Source organism: Dactylosporangium sp. CA-139066 (genome assembly GCF_050936175.1).
Taxonomy (GTDB): Bacteria; Actinomycetota; Actinomycetes; order Mycobacteriales; family Micromonosporaceae; genus Dactylosporangium.
In genome coordinates this window covers 4,084,688-4,102,079 of sequence record NZ_JBNJNH010000001.1, presented here as the reverse complement: position 1 = coordinate 4,102,079, position 17,392 = coordinate 4,084,688, and the positions used below count along the sequence as shown (strand labels likewise).

Below are 17,392 nucleotides of genomic sequence, written 5' to 3'. Positions count from 1 at the left end.
CGTGGTGTGCGGCCGGCGGATATCGTGCGCCGATGACGATCGCGTTGTCGCCCGTGCCGCCGACGCCCGGCTGGGCCCTGGTCGGCCTGGTCGTGGCCGTGTGCGTGGGGACGGCCGTGGGGCTCGGGGCGTACCGCCGCAATCGGCGCATCATGCGGCGCGGCGCGCGACTGCCCGCGCAGATCGTGGCGGCGGAGGCGGAGCAGACGCCAGGCCCGTACTCGGCGCGGCTGCGCAATGTGCGGCTGCGGCTGCGCTTCGAGGGCATCGAGGATCACGAGCTGGACTTCCTCGGCTACCGGCTGCGCGCCGACGACGCCGCGGCGCTCACGCCGGGCGCGACCGTGCAGGTGTGGGTGCTGCCCGAGGATTTGTCGGAGGTCCGCATCGCCCGTCCGGACGGCGTCGAGCGGATCCTGCCGTTCCAGTCCGCCCCGGAGGTTGCCGGCGAGTACCCCACCGGCGGCATCGACGGCCTCGGCACGCTGCTGGACCGGCCGAGCTGACCGCATGCGACCGATCCAGGAGGTCGTGGCGCGGATCCGGTACGACGCCGCGATCGACGCGAGCCGGTTCGTCATCGGCTACGAGGAGCGCGGCGCCGGCATCCGCGAGTCGCCGCTGCCCGCCTTCGTCGCCGGGTCGGACGTGCCGTGGCATCGCATCCGGTACGTCCGCGCCGGCGACACCGTCGTCTGGGACCGGCAGGCCCGCATCGACCTGGTCGGCGCCGACCTCGCGGCGCTGAGCCCGTCCGCACCTGAAACCACGCCGCCGCCGTTGGCCGGGGAGCCGGTGCAGGTCGCGGTGTACAACGTGCTCTCCGACGCCCACGACCGCCACCGCACCTACCCGCACCGGCGGTTCCCGGCCTGCGTCGAGCTGCTCGGCGGCCTCGGCGCCGACGTCATCGCGCTGCACGAGGTGACGCACGAGCTGTGGTCGGCGCTGCTCGCCGCGGACTGGGTGCGGTCGCGCTACCACGTCTCCGACGGCCCGGCACCGGACGCCGCCTACGGCACCGTCCTGCTGAGCCGCCGGCCGCTGCGCTTCGAGTCGCACCGGCGGCTCGTGGTCGGCGTCGACGGCCGGCGGGTCGCCTTCGCCGCCGCCCACCTGACGAGCAACCGCGCGCCGGACGCGCCGCGGCGCCGCGCCCGCGAGCTGCGGGTCCTCGACGAGCGGCTGTCCCGGCCCGACGTCGAGGACGCCGTGATCCTCGCCGACGTCAACTTCGGCGACGACACTCCGATCCCGATGCCCGGCCTCGTCGACGTGTGGCCGGCCCTGTACCCGTACGACCCGGGCTACACCTTCGACCCGGGCGCGAACCCCCTCGCGGCGATCGGCGACCCGAACGGCCGCCCGGGCCGCCTCGACCGGATCCTGCTGCGCGGCGAGCACCTGGTCCCGGTCGAGATCCAGCGCTTCGGCGACCGGCCGTTCGCCGTCGACGACCGCCCGCGGTACGTCTCCGACCACTTCGGCCTCACGGCGCTGCTGGTCACGGCTGGTACTTGAACCCGATCCCGCGCACGGTGAGCAGATGCCGCGGCGCGGCCGGGTCGGGCTCGATCTTGGAGCGGAGGCGCTTGATGTGCACGTTGAGGGTGTTGCTGTCCTCCTGGATGCCGTCCCAGACCGCCTCGATGAGCAGGCCGCGGCCGAGGGCCCGGCCCGGGTTGCGCACCAGCGTCTCCAGCAGCTGGAACTCCTTCAGGGTCAGCTCGAGCGGCTGCCCGGTGACGGTCGCGATGTGCGCCGCCGGGTCCAGCGCGACCGGCCCGGCAGTGATGACGTCTGACCGGCGGGCGCCGGCCGGGCTCGGGCAGCGGCGCAGCACCGCCCGGATGCGGGCGACGAGCTCGCTGATCCCGTACGGCTCGGCGACGTAGTCGTCGGCGCCGTGCTCCAGGGCCGCGACGATGTCGTCCTCGCCGCCGGCGCCGACGACGATGATGCCGGCCGTGGACCGGGCCCGCAGCGCCCGGCACAGCGCCGGGGCCGGCAGATCCGGGACGGCCGGATCGAGCAGGACCAGGTCCAGGCCGCCCGCCAGGATCTCGTCGAGGGCCTCGGCGGCGGTCGCGGCCGATCGGACGTCGAGGTTCTCGCGGCACAGCACCACCGCCAGGTGGTCGGCCTGGACGAGCAGCAGGCGGGTCACGGTCCAGGCGCCTCCCTCGCGGACGGTGCGCGGGCACGATCGCGCAGCGGCTCACGCTGCGCCACGCGTCCTGAGAGGACCCTGAACGTGGCGAGCGCGACACGCCGACACACCATCTGGTGTTTCGCTTTCTCGATGCCTCCCATATATGGTGTTGCCCGCAGCTGGTTCGCCCGTCCCGCCAGGACGGGCGTCGCAAGAGGGAACCCGGTGCAAGTCCGGGACTGCCCCGCAGCGGTGAGTGGGAACGAAAGCCGTCAACGAAGCACTGGGCCGCCCGGTCTGGGAAGCGACGGCCGGTAGGCGACCGAGCCCGGTCAGGCCCGCGAGTCCGAAGACCTGCCAGCGCGCCGCGCGCCCAACCGGGGTGTGTGGCGGTCGAAGGCTGCGCGGGACGGCCGACGCCAACGCCGATGACGGCCGTGCCGTCCTGCGGTGGCGTCGCCCCTGCGCCGTGACGAGGGGGACACACATGATGCAGGTGCGCAAACGCAACGGCGACCTGGAACCGGTCGACGTCAACAAGATCGTCAAGGCGGTCGAGCGGTGGGTCGGCGACCTCGACGAGGCCGACCCGCTGCGGGTCGCCACGAAGACGATCAGCGGACTGTACGACGGCGCGACGACCGCCGAGCTGGACCGGCTGTCGATCCAGACCGCGGCGGAGCTCATCGGCGAGGAGCCGCAGTACTCCCGCCTCGCCGCCCGGCTGCTGGCCGCGTTCGTGGACAAGGAGGTACGCGGGCAGGGCGTCGCCAGCTTCAGCCAGTCGATCCGCTACGGCCACCAGCTCGGGCTCATCGGCGACGAGACGGCCGCGTTCGTGGCCGCCAACGCGCGCAAGCTCGACGACGCCGTCGACCTCGACGGGGACCTGCGCTTCGAGTACTTCGGGCTGCGCACCGTCGCCGACCGCTACCTGCTGCGCCACCCCGAGACCCGGCTCGTCGTGGAGACGCCGCAGTACTGGCTGCTGCGCGTCGCCTGCGGACTGTCGCAGACGCCGGGCGAGGCGATCGGCTTCTACCGGCTCATGTCGTCGCTGGCGTACCTGCCCAGCTCCCCCACGCTGTTCAACTCCGGCACCCGGCACACCCAGATGTCCTCCTGCTTCCTCGTGGACTCCCCGCGCGACGAGCTCGACTCGATCTACGAGCGCTACCACCAGGTGGCGAAGCTGTCCAAGTTCTCCGGCGGCATCGGCATCGCCTGGTCGCGCATTCGCGGGCGGGGCGCGCTGATCCGCGGTACCAACGGGAAATCGAACGGCATCGTGCCCTTCCTGAAGACCCTGGACGCCGGCGTCGCCGCGGTGAACCAGGGCGGCCGGCGCAAGGGCGCGGCCTGCGTCTACCTCGAGCCGTGGCACCCGGACGTCGAGGAGTTCCTGGAGCTGCGCGACAACACCGGCGAGGACTCCCGCCGCGCGCACAACCTCAACCTGGCCAACTGGATCCCCGACGAGTTCATGCGCCGCGTCGAGGCCGACGCCGACTGGTCGCTCATCGACCCGTCCGACGCCCCGCACCTGCCCGACCTCTACGGCGACGCGTTCGACGAGGCGTACCGGGCGGCCGAGAAGCAGGCGGTGCGCACCGTCAAGGCCCGCGAGCTGTACGGCAAGATGATGCGCACCCTCGCCCAGACCGGCAACGGCTGGATGACGTTCAAGGACCGCTCCAACGCGCTGTCCAACCAGACCGGGGCGCCGGGCAACACCATCCACCTGTCCAACCTGTGCACCGAGATCCTCGAGGTCAACAGCGACGACGAGACCGCGGTGTGCAACCTCGGCTCGATCAACCTCGGCGCCCACGTCACCGCCGGCGGCGTCGACTGGCAACGGCTGCGCGACACCGTACGCACCGCCGTGGTGTTCCTCGACCGGGTCATCGACATCAACTACTACCCGTCGGCGCAGGCGGCCGCGTCCAACCCGCGCTGGCGCCCGGTCGGCCTCGGCCTGATGGGCCTGCAGGACGCGTTCTTCACGCTGCGCCTGCCGTTCGACTCCGCGGCCGCGCGCGAGCTGTCGACGCGGGTGCAGGAGGAGATCCTGCTGACCGCCCTGGAAACGTCGGCCGAGCTCGCCGAGCGCTTCGGCGCGCACCCCGCGTTCGCCGAGACCCGCGCGGCCGCCGGCGCGCTGCACCCCGACCTGTGGGGCGCCCCGGCCGAGGGCGAGCGCTGGTCCGCCCTGCGCGCCCGGATCGCCGCGACCGGGCTGCGCAACTCGCTGCTCGTCGCGATCGCCCCGACGGCCACCATCGCGTCCATCGCCGGCTGCTACGAGTGCATCGAGCCGCAGGTGTCCAACCTGTTCAAGCGCGAGACCATGTCCGGGGAGTTCCTGCAGATCAACGGGTACCTGGTCGGCGAGCTCAAGGCGCGCGGCCTGTGGACGGCGGCGGTCCGCGACCGGATCAAGCGCGCGGAGGGCTCCGTGCAGGACATCGCCGAGCTGCCGGCCGAGATCCGGCAGTTGTACCGCACAGCCTGGGAACTGCCGCAGCGAGCGCTCATCGACCTGGCCGCCGCGCGGGCCCCCTACATCGACCAGTCACAGTCGCTGAACCTGTTCCTGAGCGCCCCGACGATCGGCAAGCTGTCCTCGATGTACCTGCACGCCTGGAAGTCCGGCCTCAAGACCACCTACTACCTGCGCTCGCGCCCGGCCACCCGCATCCAGCAGGCGACCGTGCCCGTCACGCCGGCCGTGTCGCTGCTCACCCACTCGGTCGAGAACCCCGAGGTCTGCGAGGCGTGCCAGTGAGCCTCCTCGACCCCGGGCTGGACCTGACGCTGCGGCCGATGCGGTACCCCGCCTTCTTCGACCGCTTCAAGGACGCCATCAAGAACACGTGGACCGTCGAGGAGGTCGACCTGCACAGCGACCTGCCCGACCTCGCGCGGCTCACCCCCGCCGAGCGCCACCTCGTCTCGCGGCTGGTCGCGTTCTTCGCCACCGGCGACACCATCGTCGCCAACAACCTGGTGCTGAACCTGTACCAGCACGTGAACTCCCCCGAGGGCCGCCTCTACCTGTCGCGGCAGCTGTTCGAGGAGGCCGTGCACGTCCAGTTCTACCTGAACCTCCTCGACACCTACGTCCCCGACGAGGCCGAACGGTTCGCGGCGTTCGCCGCGGTGCAGAACATCCCGTCGATCGCGCGCAAGGCCGAGTTCTGCTTCCGCTGGATCGACTCGGTGTTCTCGCTGCGCCGCCTGGAGACCCGCGCCGACCGGCGGGCGTTCCTGCTCAACCTGATCTGCTTCGCCGCGTGCATCGAGGGCCTGTTCTTCTACGGCGCCTTCGCCTACGTGTACTACCTGCGCTCCCGCGGCCTGCTGCACGGCCTGGCCTCGGGCACCAACTGGGTGTTCCGCGACGAGTCGATGCACATGGCGTTCGCCTTCGAGGTCGTGGACACCGTCCGCGCCGAGGAGCCCGACCTGTTCGACGCCGACATGGAGCGGCAGGTCCGCGACATGCTCGCCGAGGCCGTCGAGTGTGAGGTGCAGTTCGCCGCCGACCTGCTCGAGCAGGGCATCTCCGGGCTGTCGCTCGCCGACATGCGCGAATACCTGCAGCACGTGGCCGACCGGCGCCTCGCCGTGCTGGGCATCGCCCCGATGTACGGCAGCCGCAACCCGTTCGCGTTCATGGAGCTGCAGGACGTCCAGGAGCTGTCGAACTTCTTCGAACGCCGGGTCTCGGCCTATCAGGTCGGCGTCACCGGCACGGTCACCTTCGACGACGACTTCTGACCAACGGTGACGGCCTTTCGCGACACATTGATCACCGCCATTCATTGTTGCCGGTGATACCGGAAGGGCGGGGCCGTTCGGAGGGGCTTCCGGAGGCGTCACGGCGTGCGAACACGGACGACGTGACCTCCGGGAGCTCCGCATTCGGCCTGCATATCGTGCTGCCGCCGATGACCGGGGCGACGGGTCTGGAGGACGGCGACGGAGGCGAGGACGAGGGCGCCGCCGATGAGCTGGAGCGTCGTGAGGGACTCACGCAGGATGAGTGCGGCGAGCGCGGTGGTGACGACGGGCTCGAAGGTGGAAAGAATGGCGGCCGTTGAGGGTCCGGTCCGTTTCAGGCCGGCGAAGAAGGCCAGCATCGCGGCGACGGTCGACACGATCGCTATACACGCGAGCCAGAACCATCCGGCGGGCCCGAAGCTCAGATCGACTCCGCCGGTCAGCCCGGCGCGTACCGCGAGCGTGCCCGCCGCACCGGCCATGACGAGTGTCGACAGGAGTACGGGAGACAGCCGGTCGACGATGGTGTCGGAGACGAGGATGTAGGTGACGTACACGAGCGCGGCGCCGAATCCCAGCAGCGCCCCGAGTGGGTCGAAGCTCATCCTGCCGGCCCCGAGGAGCACCAGCAGCGTGCCGCTGGACGCCGCCGCCAGCGCGACGCCGCGTGCCGGGGTGAATCGGTCGCGGCCGAGCAGCACTGCCGCGACGGTCACCAGGATCGGGTACGTGTAGAGGATCAGCGACAGCAGCGAGGCGTCCATCCGCTGCAGCGCCGCAAAAAACAGGCTTGCCTGCAACGCGTACCCGACCGCGCCCAGGCCGATCGCGATGGCCAGCACCCGGACGCGCGACGCCGATGGGCGACCCGCTGCCGCCGCCTGCGGATCCGGTTTCACCCGGCGCAGACCTGGCCGGGCGAGCAGCACGATCGCCAGCAGCATGGCGGCCAGTGTGAAGCGGACGAGCAGCAGCGCCCCGGCCGAGACCCCGGCGCTGTAGGCGAGCTTGCCGAAGATCGCCATTGCGCCGAAACCCGCCGCGGAGGCAAGACACAGGACCAGACCCATGCCTTGGAGCATCGGCCACAGCAACGGTCGGGACCAGCGACGATATCCGCAGGCGAATCGTTAGGATTCCCGCATGGTCGAGCTGGACCTTCGCCGTTTGCGCTTCCTGCGCGAGTTCGAGGAGCGGGGCACGCTGGCCGCGGTGGCCGCAGCGCTGGGTTACAGCCCCTCCACCGTTTCTCAGCAGCTGTCCCTGCTGGAGAAGGACGTCGGTGTTGCGCTGCTGGAGAAGGCCGGGCGCGGCGTGCGGCTCAACGACGCCGGTCGCCTGCTGGCCCGGCACGCGCGGGTGCTGCTGTCCGCCGCGGAAGAAGCGCAGGCCGACCTGGCCGCCCTGGGCGGCGAGGTCCGCGGCACCGTGCGCGCCGGCGGTTTGCAGTCTGCGGCTCGTCGCCTGCTCGTGCCCGCTGTCGCGCGGATGAAGACTGATCATCCGCGGGTCCGCACCGAAGTCTTCGAGCTCGAGCTGGAACAGGCGTTGCCCGGCCTGCGGTTGGGCGCGGTCGACCTGGTCATCGGTGATGAGTACGACGGCCACCCGCGGCCACGCCCGGCCGGCATGCGGTTCACGGTGCTGCTCGAAGAGCCCATCAAGGTGGTGCTGCCGGCCTCGCATCCGCTCGCCCGGCCGGGGACACCCGTCCAGATCTCTGCATTGCGGTCGGAGGTGTGGACCGCCTCGGCCGAGGGCACCGGCCACCACGCCATGGTCGTCGGTACCTGCCGGACACTCGGCGGGTACGAACCCGATTTGCGGCACCGCTCCAGTGACTCCGACGTTCAGCTCGAACTCGTCCGCGTCGGCGCAGCGGTGGCGTTGATGCCGCCGCTGGCCCTGCCCGCCGACGATCCCGCGGTCGCCGTCCGGGACCTGGCGGAAACCAACCTCAAGCGCCGGCTGGTCACCGTCACCCGGGAAACTCCACCTCCGCCCGCCCTGGCCGAGTTGCTGGCGACCGTCGCACAGCTCGCAGGCCATCTGAGCGTGTTTTGAACCTCCGAGCCGGATCTTGGGGCGTGGATTCTCCTTCCGACTCGGCCGGAGCCATCGGTGTGGCTTACGCCCGCGGTGCGTCGATGACGCGCACCGAGTATCTCCTCGACAGGAATCCTGTGTCCTTGTACGTGACCGCCAGCCGGGTGCCATCGGTGTCGAACGCGGCGTTCCAGTAGTCGCCCGCTACGAGCCGCGTCGCCATGCCGGCGATGCTAAGGGTGCCCTGCCCCGCAACGACATTCACGGCATTTGTAATCCTCTATTTACGACCGGGGACCGTTCTGGTAGGCACCAGGGATTGACGTCAGTGAATCAGTCACCGACGCACTCCGTGGAGAGGCGCTGTCACCATGGACCCACGCACCCTCCTGCGCACCGTCCCGGCCACCGGACTGATCACGGGCCTGGCCACCGTCGGGGCGCTCCTGCTCACCGCCGCGCCGGCCGCGGCGAACGTCGCGCTCACCCAGGTCAGCACCGACCCCTACAGCGATGCGCAGGCCCAGCACCAGACCGAGGTCGAACCCGACACGTTCGCGTTCGGCAGCACCATCGTGTCGGCGTTCCAGGTCGGCCGGGTCTCCGGCGGCGGCGCGTCCAACATCGGCTGGGCCCGCTCCGGCGACGGGGGCGCCACCTGGACCAACGGCTTCCTGCCGGGCATCACGACCAACGGCGGCGGCACCTACGGGCAGGCCAGCGACGCCTCGGTCGCCTTCGACGCGAGGCACAACGTGTGGCTGATCTCGAGCCTCGGCATCAACGGCTCCGCGGTCAACGTGCTCACCAGCCGCTCCCTCGACGGCGGCCTGACCTGGTCCAACCCGGTCACCACGGCCACCGGCTCGCTGGACAAGAACTGGATCGTCTGCGACAACACCGCGAGCAGCCCGTTCTACGGCAACTGCTACACCGAGTACGACATCACCAGCTCCGGCGACTCGATCCGGATGAAGACGTCCACCGACGGCGGCGCGACCTGGGGCGCCGCGCTCGCACCGGGCGGCAGCAACACCGGGCTCGGCGGGCAGCCGGTCGTGCTGCCCAACGGGCACGTGGTCGTGCCGTACATGTCGCTGTCGGACACCATCCGCTCGTTCCGCTCCACCAACGGCGGCGCGTCGTGGAACTCCACGGTGCAGGTGTCGACGATCAGCCACCACACCGTCGCCGGCGGGCTGCGCGAGGAGACCCTGCCCTCGGCCGAGGTCGATGCGGCCGGCACCGTGTACGTCACCTGGTCCGACTGCCGCTTCCGCTCCGGCTGCCCGCGCAACGACATCGTGCTGGCGAAGTCGACGAGCGAGACCACGTGGGCCGCGCCGACCCGGGTGCCGATCGACGCGACCAGCAGTACCGTCGAACACTTCATCCCCGGCATCGGCGTCGACGTCTCCACGTCCGGCGCGTCGGCGCGGATCGGGCTGGCCTACTACTTCTACCCGAACTCCTCCTGCACCGCCGCGACGTGTCAGCTCAGCGCCGGGTACATCTCGTCGACCAACGGCGGCATCAGCTGGAGCAACGCGACGCAGCTGGCCGGGCCGATGAACCTGTCGTGGATTCCGAACACCTCGCAGGGGCGCATGTTCGGCGACTACATCTCCACCTCGGTCCGGCCCGGCGGCAACGCCTACCCGGTCCTGCCCGTCGCGACGGCGCCGACGGGCAGTACCTTCCACCTCGGCATGTCCGTCCCGACCGGCGGCCTGCCGGTGACCGGCGGCACCAACACCGCCGCGATCACCGGCGCCGCACCGGGCGGCCCGGCGCGCACGCTCAACCCCGGGGCGACCTACTGAACGTCGATGTGGAACGGGGTGCCGGGGCAACGGTCGCAGGCGAACAGGCGCATCGCGCCGTAGCGGCCGAGCAGCACCCCGGTCGGCTCCTGCGGCTGCTCGAAACCGTCCGCCGGGAACCAGCGCCCGGTTTCGTCGCTCCCGTCGTACTCGCAGGAGTCGGCGGTGAGCAGCAGCCGCGTGGGGCCTCCGCAGGCCGGGCACGGCGTGGGCAGCAGGTCGGTCACGTTCCAGGTTGCGTAGCCGCCGACCTTCCAGCCCGGGACCATGTACTCGTCCGTGTAGCCGTGCTCGTCCTCGCGGCTCCACGCCTGGATCCGGTCGCGGAGGGCCGGCGGTAGCTCGTCCGGGTAGGGGTACTCGACCACCTGCTGCGGGCGAACCCGGCAGGCGGCCGGCACGTAGTACTCCTCGCCGGGCTCGACGGGCGGCGCCACCGCGAGCGGGCCGGTCACGTCCGCCTCGCGCCGCCAGACGAGCAAAGGCGCCGGGCCCCAGGCCGTGTCCTCGTGGTCGAACGGGCACCACAGCACCTGGAGCAGATCGGCGCCGTCGGGCCGCGGTAGGTCCGGCACGTCGGACGCGCGCAGCTGGGCCACCGGGATGAGCGGCTGGGCCGTGGCGTGCGCGGCGGCGGACACGAACCGCGCCGTCAGCGGTCCGCCGCCGGTCGTGCCCCAGCTCATCAGCTGGCCGGCCTCGTCCAGTGCGCCGAGCGCCGCGTACAGGTCCGCTCCCCCGCCGGAAGTCGCACGCACGCGGGCCGCGAGCTCGTCGGGCACGACGACCTCGGTCGCGACCATGTGCGGCGTGGCGCACGCCGGCCACGGCTCGCCGGCCGGCCACAGCAGCGGCCCGCCGATGTGGCTGTCGGCGGCGCTCACCTCTCCGGGCAGCGGCCGCAACCGGGTCGCGGTGCGCCCGTACGCGGCCAGCTCCGGAAACCGGGTCAGGTCGGCCGGGCGCGCGAGCGGCTCCCGGGCCGGCTCCGCGAAAGCGTCGTCGTCCATGGCCGAATGCTAGTGGCGCTGCCGCGCGGGCATGACCTGCACCGCGTGAGGGGTTCTGGGAGTACCCGTAACGACAGCCACTGCCACATCGGTCTCGGCGCCGGTTCGATGGACAGCAGAGGGGTAGCGGTCACGCGCCAGCCGCGCCCGCGGTACGAACCATCGGTTGAACGGACATTTCGGAGGAAAGAGCCATCGACCTCCTGAAGGGACAAGCCTGCCGTGGCACCCAACGAACAAGCCCGCAAACATCACGACGAACTGTTCCCCGGGCACGTGTCGACGCTCGCGGTCACCGACCCGGAGCTCATCGAGTACTTCGACAACTTCGCCTTCGACGAGGTCCTGCGCTACGGCAATCTCGACACCCGCACGCGGCTCATGGTGCAGCTCGCCGCGCTCATCGCCGGGCAGGGGCTGCGCGAGTACCGGATCATGCTCGGCGCGGCGCTGACCGTCGGCGTGACGCCGGTGGAGGTCAAGGAGATCGTGTACCAGGCGGTGCCGTACGTCGGCATGGGCAAGGTCTTCGACTTCCTGCACGCCACCAACGACGTCCTCGCCGCGCACGGCGTCGAGCTGCCCCTGGAAGGGCAGTCGACGACCACGCCCGAGACCCGGGAGGATCGGGGCCTGGCGGTGCAGCGGGAGATCGTCGGCGCCGATCGGGTCGCCGCCATGTACGCGAACGCGCCCGCCGACACGCTGCACATCCAGCGGTACCTGTCCGCGAACTGCTTCGGCGACCACTACACGCGCAGCGGCCTCGACCTGCGCACCCGGGAACTGCTCACCTTCGCCATGCTCGTCTCGATGGGCGGCTGCGAACCGCAGGCCAAGGGCCACGTCGCCGCCAACCTCAACGTCGGCAACGACCGGCAGACCCTGCTGAGCGTGGTCACGCAGCTGCTGCCGTTCATCGGCTACCCGCGCACCCTCAACGCCATCCGCCTCATCGACGAAGGAGCATGACACGTCCGCATCATCCACCGCGCGCTCGACGCCGGCATCAGCGATGCCCTCCCGTGCAGCGCCTCGGTCACGCCGAAGGGCTGAACTGGGGCAAGATGGACCGGTGATCCGGAAGGCGGCGATGGTGGCCGCAACGCTCTGTCTTGCCGCGGGCTGCAGCGCAAAGCCCGCGCCGCCCGCAACCGTGCCCTCGACGGCGGCCGCACCACCGGCGACGGCCGCACCGCCGACGGCGACGGCCTCGGCGTCAGGGCCGGGGCACGTCGTCGTGGTCGTGTTCGAGAACAAGGCGTACCAGCAGGTCGCGAGCGCGCCGTACTTCGGCTCGCTCATGGCCCGCTCGGCCGTGTTCACCGACGCGCACGGGATCACCCATCCGAGCCAGCCGAACTACCTCGCGCTGTTCTCCGGCTCGACGCAGGGCGTCACCGACGACCACTGCCCGGTGCGGGCCGGCGACGCCCCGAACCTCGGCCAGCAGCTGCGGGCGGCCGGGCTCACGTTCACGGGGTACTCCGAGGACCTGCCCGCGGCGGGGTACCGCGGCTGCTCCACCGGCCGCTACGCCGCCAAGCACAACCCGTGGGCCGACTTCACCTCGGTGCCGGACGAGGCGAACCAGCCCTACACGGCGTGGCCGGCGGCCGACTTCGCGCGGCTGCCGACCGTCGCCTTCGTCGTGCCGAACATGTGCAACGACATGCACGACTGCGACGTGGCCACCGGCGACCGCTGGGCCCGCGAGCATCTCGACGCCTACGCGCGGTGGGCCGAGACGCACGACAGCTGGCTCGTGGTGACGTTCGACGAGGACGACGGCCGCGCCGGCAACCGCATCCTCACGCTCGTGACCGGCGCCGGCATCACGCCCGGCCCGCGCAACGGCACCGTGAACCACTACTCGGTGCTGCGCACGATCGAGGACCGCTACGGGCTGGCGCCGCTGGGCCGGGCGGCTGATGCGGTACCGCTGCCGCTGCATCACTGACAAGCACCGCCGTCAGCCGGTGGCGGCGGCCCGCCAGTGGTACTGGTGCTCGGGCCGGCCGGTGACGCCGTAACGCAGGTGGACCTCGGCGCTGCCGTCGCGGACCAGCGCGGCCAGGTACCGCTGCGCGGTGGCCCGGGAGATGCCGAGCTCGTCGGCGATGCCGGCGGCGGTGCGGGCCCGGCCGGCGCCGCGCAGCGCGTCGCTGACGAGGCGGACGGTGACCGCGGACTGACCCTTCGGCGCGGCCGGCCGGTCGCCGTCGTGCAGCACCCGCCAGCAGCGGTCGATCTCCGCCTGGGTCAGGGCGCGGTCGACCGAGACCATCGCGCGGTAGTGCCGGTAGGCGGTCAGCCGGTCGGCGAGCTGCTCGGCGGTGAACGGCTTCACCAGGTAGTTCAGCGCGCCGCGGGCATAGGCGGCGCGGACGGTCGCCGCGTCGGAGGCGGCGGTGAGCATGATGGCGTCGACGGTCAGCTCGGCCAGCAGGTCCAGGCCCGACTCGTCCGGCAGGTACGTGTCCAGCAGCACCAGGTCGACCGCGCCGGCGGCGAGCTCGCGGCGGGCCTCGGCCGCGGAGCGCGCGGTCGCCACGACGGTGAAGCCGTCGACCCGGGACGCGAAGCCGACGTGGACGCGGGCGACGCGGAAGTCGTCCTCGACGACGAGTACGCGGATGGTCACACGGGCTCCCGGGCCGGTTGCAGCGCCGCGGGCAGCCGGGCCTCGAACACGGCGCCGTGGTCGTCGTGCGACGCGGCGGCCAGCCGCACGTCGCCGCCGAGGCGCCGGGCCGCCTGGCGGGCGAGGGACAGCCCGATGCCGCGGCCGTCCTCGCCGTTGGTCGACACGCCCGAGTCGAAGATCCGGGGGGCCAGCTCGGGCGGGACGCCGTCGCCGGAGTCGACGACGGAGATGTGCAGGGTGGAGCCGTCCTCGAGCAGCGCCAGGTCGACCCAGGCGGGGCGGCGGGCGCCGCGGCGGGCCGCCTCCAGGGCGTTGTCCACGAGGATGCCGAGCACGGTGGTGACCTCGACCGGCGCGGTGACGCGGGTGCCGACCCAGCTGCTGTCGGCCAGCGCCAGCCGGACGCCCTTCTCCGCCGCCTCGGCGCTCTTGGCGTCGACGAACGCCTGCAGGTACGGGTCGTCGACCGTGCGCCCGGCGGCCGGCGCGGCGGCGTCGGACACCGCGTGCAGGAACTCGAGTGCCTCGCCGCCGTGGCCGTTCTGCAGCAGCCCCGACAGCACGTGCAGCCGGTTGGCGAACTCGTGCCGCTGCGCGCGCAGCGCCGTGCTGAGGGTGCGCACGCTCTCCAGCTCCCGGGTGATGTTCTCCAGGTCGGTGCGGTCGCGCAGGGTGAGCACGCCGCCGAGGTCGCGCTCGTCGCGGCGCACGGACCGGTAGTTGGCGACGAGGACCCGGTCGCCGGCGACGGTGATGACGTTGTCGACCGGGGCGCGGTCCACGACCGCCTGGCGCAGCACCGGCGGAAGGTCCAGCGCCGCGACGGTACCCCCGCTCTGGACGCCGAGCAGCCGCGCCGCCTCGCCGTTGCACACCGATACGCGGCCGTCGGCGTCCACGGCCAGCACCCCCTCGCTGATGCCGTGCAGCACCGCCTCGCGCTCCTGCACCAGCTCGGCGAGCTCGCGCGGCTCCAGGCCGAGGGTGAGCCGCTTGAGCCGCCGCGACAGCAGCGCCGAGCCGATGAAGCCCAGCAGCAGCGCCCCGCCGGCGAACACCGCGGCGAAGCCGAGCTCGCGGTTCACGTGCCCGCGGATGTCCTCGATGCGGAACCCGACGCTCACCTCGCCCACGATCGTCCCGCTCGCGTCGCGCAGCGGCGTCTTGCCGCGGGCGGACAGCCCGAGCGTGCCGCGCTCGACGTTGATGGTGTCGTGGCCGCTGAGCACCTCCGACGGGTCGGTGCTCACCGGCTCGTGGATGCGGTCCGGGTTCGGGTGGGCCAGCCGGATCCCGCGGGCGTTGGTGATGACCACGAACAGCGCGCCGCTGGAGACCTTCGCCGCGTCGGCCCGCCCGGGCAGCATGCCCTGCGGGTCGTCCGCGGCGGCGGCCGCCGCGATCGCCGGATCGGCGGCGAGGGTGCGCGCGACCGCGAGTGCCCGGGTGCCGTACTGCTGGGTCAGCTCGTCGTCGAACAGCCACCCGACGAGCGCGAAGCCGACGCCGACCACGACGACCAGCACGCCGGCCTGTAGTGCGAGCGCCTGCCGGGCGAACGGGGCGTAACGCAGGCGAAACATGACGGGAGCGTACCGCCAGGGGTGCCCGTCCGGCGCCGTGAGCAAAACGCCTAAGAGCGTCCGAGCGGGCACCGGCATCGACGATGCCCGTGCCCGCGATTCCGTCATCCCGGCCGAAGCCGGCTATACCGCCCATTCGGGGAAGTCGGGGTGGTCCGACCAGACCGATGCGTCGTTGCGAAGCTCCCGGCACGGCGCGGGCTCGGCGCAGGTCCGGCACCAGTTCGGCTCGCGCGGCTCGTCGTCCTGCACCAGTACCTCGATCGTCTTGCCGTCATCGCGCCGGTACACCTCGTGATGCTGGCCGTACTCGACCCGGCCGCTGGCGTAGCTCGGCTTGTGCCGCTCGAGCCGCTGCCGCTTGGCCGCCACCTCGCGCAGCACCCGGGCGGGATCGTGGCTGGCGATGTGGATGTGCTGGTTGCGCCCGCCGGGCACGACCGCGACCAGCTCACCGCCGTCGTTGTACACCGGTGTCGGGTCCGTGGCATAGGTGCGGTCGAACGCCCGGATCTCGCGCCAGCCGCCCGGCTGGTCCGGTTTGACGTGCCACACCTGCACTGAGTAACCGCCGCCCGAGATGAGGCTGGCGAGCGACTCGTCCTCGGCGAGCCGTGCCTCGATGAATGCCACCAGGTCGTTGCTCATGCCTTCGATTCTCCTCAGGCGGCGCCCTCCGCGGTGGCGGATCGGTCACCCGGACGAATCGGCGTCACCGACGAGCTGCTCGATCGCGGTCCGCTCATCACATCGGGTGACGCCGGGTGAAATTGCCGGATTCCAGGTGTACGCCAGGTCATTGCCAGGCTCCGCCAAGGTTCACTGCCGACACTGCACCACGAAAGCGCAGGTAGCGGACCTGGGCTCGGGGAAACACGGGAGTTTCGCGTGTCGATGAAGTCGACGAAGAGCATCAAGCGGATCGGCCTGGCCGCGGCCGGCCTGGTGGCAACGGGCGTGGTGGTGTTCGGCGCCGCCTCGCTGGCCAGCGCCGAGACGACGTCGCCGTCGCCGAGCGCGTCGGCCACGACCGGTTCCGGCGACTCGGGCAAGCGCGGCTCGAACGACGCCGCGGTGACGGGCGAGGAGCTGGCGAAGGTGACCGCGGCGATGAAGGCGAAGGACTCCGCCGTCACCGTCTCAAAGGTCCGCAAGGACTCCGACGGCTCCTACGACGTCCTGGGCACCAAGGACGGCACCAAGGTCTTCTACGAAGTCAGCGCCGACCTCAAGACCTTCACCCTGCACACCGGCCACGGCGACCACCGCGGCCGGGACCGCGACAGCTCGACCGCGGTCACCGGCGAGGAACTGGCGAAGGTCACCGCCGCCATGAAGACCAAGGACTCCGCCGTCACCGTCACCAAGGTCCGCAAGGACTCCGACGGCTCCTACCACGTCCTCGGCACCAAGGACGGCACCAAGGTCTTTTACCACGTCAGCGCCGACCTCAAGACCTTCACCCTCCACACCGGTCACGGCGACCACGGCACGAAGTAGTCGAGGACGGGCGGGTGACGACCCGGGTGACCGGGGTCGTCACCGCCGCCCCGCCGGGTCGGGGCGGGGATGACGACCGGCTCCCGCCCGACCGTCCACGGTGGACAGGCCAGCACGCCGGGCACGTGGTCCATCGGCGCGTATGAGATCCCCATGGGCCCGTACGTTACGCGGTCGTGCGCCACCAGCGGCGCGACGCCAGCCCGGCCAGCACGGCACCGGCGGTGTTGACCAGGACGTCGTCCACGGACGACACCCGGTCCAGCTGCAGGACGTACTGTGCGGTCTCGACGAGGATCGAGCAGCCGGCCCCGAGCGCCAGAATGCGCGGCACGGAGGCCAGGGCCGCGAACCGCATCGGGGCGAAGAACCCCAGCGCCGCGAAGACCAGCAGGTTGCCGACGATTCCGAGCAGGCCCATCGTGGCCAGGTCCCGCAGCGGTACGAGGCTCACCCGGCCGGGGACGATGCCGGCGCCGGGGCCCGGCATCATGGTGATCCACACGAACGGCACCGTCCCGTAGACCATGCCCACCTCGGCCAGCGACGCCCGCCACGCCGATGTGACGCCCGCGGCCCGCCGGAGGCTCGCCAGCACCCACACCGCCAGCGCGGCCAGCGGCAGCCCGACCAGGGTGAGGAGCACGACACCGTTGTCCGTGTCGACACAGCCGTGCCACCGCCCGGCCAGGCAGTTCGGAGCGGGCATCCAGAGCATCCGCCGCAGGCCGAACATGACGGCGGCCACGCCGAGGACCGCCAGGCTGAGCAGCACGATCGTGCGCGTGCGACGGGGCGGTGCTGACACGGTTGCGTTGTGGTTCACGGCCCCATTGGACAGGAAG

The 17,392-nt window shown here is 71.7% G+C and carries 18 protein-coding genes and 1 riboswitch; of the genes, 9 read left to right on the top strand and 9 right to left on the bottom strand.

Annotated elements, in window-relative coordinates; translation table 11 throughout:
• Positions 1–32 precede the first annotated feature (32 nt).
• A complete protein-coding gene (locus ACQEVU_RS18745) occupies positions 33–506 on the top strand; it encodes a hypothetical protein (protein ID WP_433325162.1) in 474 nt (157 codons plus the stop codon).
• A 4-nt stretch (positions 507–510) separates the two neighbouring features.
• Positions 511–1,521, top strand: coding sequence for an RNA repair domain-containing protein (locus ACQEVU_RS18740; RefSeq protein ID WP_433325160.1), 1,011 nt, complete (start codon positions 511–513; stop codon positions 1,519–1,521).
• On the opposite strand, the gene ACQEVU_RS18735 is transcribed toward ACQEVU_RS18740, so the two are convergent.
• Positions 1,505–2,167, bottom strand: a complete 663-nt coding sequence (locus ACQEVU_RS18735; RefSeq protein ID WP_433325158.1) for a response regulator transcription factor — start codon at positions 2,165–2,167, stop codon at positions 1,505–1,507. The genes ACQEVU_RS18740 and ACQEVU_RS18735 overlap by 17 nt on opposite strands.
• Positions 2,168–2,315: 148 nt before the next feature.
• Positions 2,316–2,528: riboswitch (cobalamin riboswitch) on the top strand.
• 111 nt (positions 2,529–2,639) lie between these two features.
• On the opposite strand from ACQEVU_RS18735, the gene ACQEVU_RS18730 reads away from it, so the two are divergent.
• Both ACQEVU_RS18730 and ACQEVU_RS18725 read left to right on the top strand, forming a co-directional pair.
• Entirely contained in the window at positions 2,640–4,940 is a 2,301-nt protein-coding gene (locus ACQEVU_RS18730; protein ID WP_433325156.1) for a ribonucleoside-diphosphate reductase subunit alpha, read from the top strand.
• Positions 4,931–5,935 (top strand): ribonucleotide-diphosphate reductase subunit beta, encoded by a 1,005-nt coding sequence (locus tag ACQEVU_RS18725; RefSeq protein WP_433325154.1) that lies wholly within the window; start codon positions 4,931–4,933, stop codon positions 5,933–5,935. The genes ACQEVU_RS18730 and ACQEVU_RS18725 overlap by 10 nt, the downstream gene beginning before the upstream one ends.
• Before the next feature lie 98 nt (positions 5,936–6,033).
• Here ACQEVU_RS18725 and ACQEVU_RS18720 read toward each other — a convergent pair whose 3' ends face one another.
• On the bottom strand, positions 6,034–7,008 hold the full coding sequence (locus tag ACQEVU_RS18720) for a DMT family transporter (RefSeq protein WP_433325152.1): 975 nt from the start codon (positions 7,006–7,008) through the stop codon (positions 6,034–6,036).
• Between the two features lie 73 nt (positions 7,009–7,081).
• On the opposite strand from ACQEVU_RS18720, the gene ACQEVU_RS18715 reads away from it, so the two are divergent.
• Positions 7,082–8,002: a LysR family transcriptional regulator gene (locus ACQEVU_RS18715; RefSeq protein ID WP_433325150.1), complete on the top strand. Its 921-nt coding sequence runs from the start codon at positions 7,082–7,084 to the stop codon at positions 8,000–8,002.
• A gap of 64 nt (positions 8,003–8,066) precedes the next feature.
• On the opposite strand, the gene ACQEVU_RS18710 is transcribed toward ACQEVU_RS18715, so the two are convergent.
• Positions 8,067–8,207, bottom strand: a complete 141-nt coding sequence (locus ACQEVU_RS18710; RefSeq protein ID WP_433325148.1) for a hypothetical protein — start codon at positions 8,205–8,207, stop codon at positions 8,067–8,069.
• A 148-nt stretch (positions 8,208–8,355) separates the two neighbouring features.
• On the opposite strand from ACQEVU_RS18710, the gene ACQEVU_RS18705 reads away from it, so the two are divergent.
• Positions 8,356–9,807, top strand: coding sequence for a sialidase family protein (locus tag ACQEVU_RS18705; protein ID WP_433325146.1), 1,452 nt, complete (start codon positions 8,356–8,358; stop codon positions 9,805–9,807).
• Here the strand turns inward: ACQEVU_RS18705 and ACQEVU_RS18700 are convergent.
• Positions 9,801–10,817: a hypothetical protein gene (locus tag ACQEVU_RS18700; RefSeq protein WP_433325144.1), complete on the bottom strand. Its 1,017-nt coding sequence runs from the start codon at positions 10,815–10,817 to the stop codon at positions 9,801–9,803. The two genes, ACQEVU_RS18705 and ACQEVU_RS18700, sit on opposite strands and share 7 nt — an antisense overlap.
• Before the next feature lie 222 nt (positions 10,818–11,039).
• Between ACQEVU_RS18700 and ACQEVU_RS18695 the strand changes: the two genes are divergently transcribed.
• Both ACQEVU_RS18695 and ACQEVU_RS18690 read left to right on the top strand, forming a co-directional pair.
• A complete protein-coding gene (locus ACQEVU_RS18695; RefSeq protein ID WP_433325142.1) occupies positions 11,040–11,789 on the top strand; it encodes a carboxymuconolactone decarboxylase family protein in 750 nt (249 codons plus the stop codon).
• A 103-nt stretch (positions 11,790–11,892) separates the two neighbouring features.
• Entirely contained in the window at positions 11,893–12,777 is an 885-nt protein-coding gene (locus ACQEVU_RS18690) for an alkaline phosphatase family protein (RefSeq protein ID WP_433325140.1), read from the top strand.
• Between the two features lie 12 nt (positions 12,778–12,789).
• On the opposite strand, the gene ACQEVU_RS18685 is transcribed toward ACQEVU_RS18690, so the two are convergent.
• The 3 genes from ACQEVU_RS18685 to ACQEVU_RS18675 form a co-directional block, all read right to left on the bottom strand.
• A complete protein-coding gene (locus ACQEVU_RS18685) occupies positions 12,790–13,461 on the bottom strand; it encodes a response regulator (RefSeq protein WP_433325138.1) in 672 nt (223 codons plus the stop codon).
• Positions 13,458–15,047: an ATP-binding protein gene (locus ACQEVU_RS18680; protein WP_433325136.1), complete on the bottom strand. Its 1,590-nt coding sequence runs from the start codon at positions 15,045–15,047 to the stop codon at positions 13,458–13,460. The genes ACQEVU_RS18685 and ACQEVU_RS18680 overlap by 4 nt, the downstream gene beginning before the upstream one ends.
• A 123-nt stretch (positions 15,048–15,170) precedes the next feature.
• Positions 15,171–15,695 carry a DUF6221 family protein gene (locus tag ACQEVU_RS18675; RefSeq protein WP_433325134.1) on the bottom strand — a complete coding sequence of 175 codons (525 nt, stop codon included), beginning with the start codon at positions 15,693–15,695 and terminating at the stop codon, positions 15,171–15,173.
• A gap of 240 nt (positions 15,696–15,935) precedes the next feature.
• Between ACQEVU_RS18675 and ACQEVU_RS18670 the strand changes: the two genes are divergently transcribed.
• Entirely contained in the window at positions 15,936–16,547 is a 612-nt protein-coding gene (locus ACQEVU_RS18670; RefSeq protein ID WP_433325132.1) for a hypothetical protein, read from the top strand.
• Here ACQEVU_RS18670 and ACQEVU_RS18665 read toward each other — a convergent pair.
• The gene (locus tag ACQEVU_RS18665) at positions 16,523–16,702 is read right to left on the bottom strand and encodes a hypothetical protein (protein ID WP_433325130.1); all 180 of its coding nucleotides are present in this window, start codon (positions 16,700–16,702) and stop codon (positions 16,523–16,525) included. The genes ACQEVU_RS18670 and ACQEVU_RS18665 overlap by 25 nt on opposite strands.
• 11 nt (positions 16,703–16,713) lie before the next feature.
• The gene (locus tag ACQEVU_RS18660) at positions 16,714–17,373 is read right to left on the bottom strand and encodes a VanZ family protein (protein WP_433325128.1); all 660 of its coding nucleotides are present in this window, start codon (positions 17,371–17,373) and stop codon (positions 16,714–16,716) included.
• Positions 17,374–17,392 lie beyond the last annotated feature (19 nt).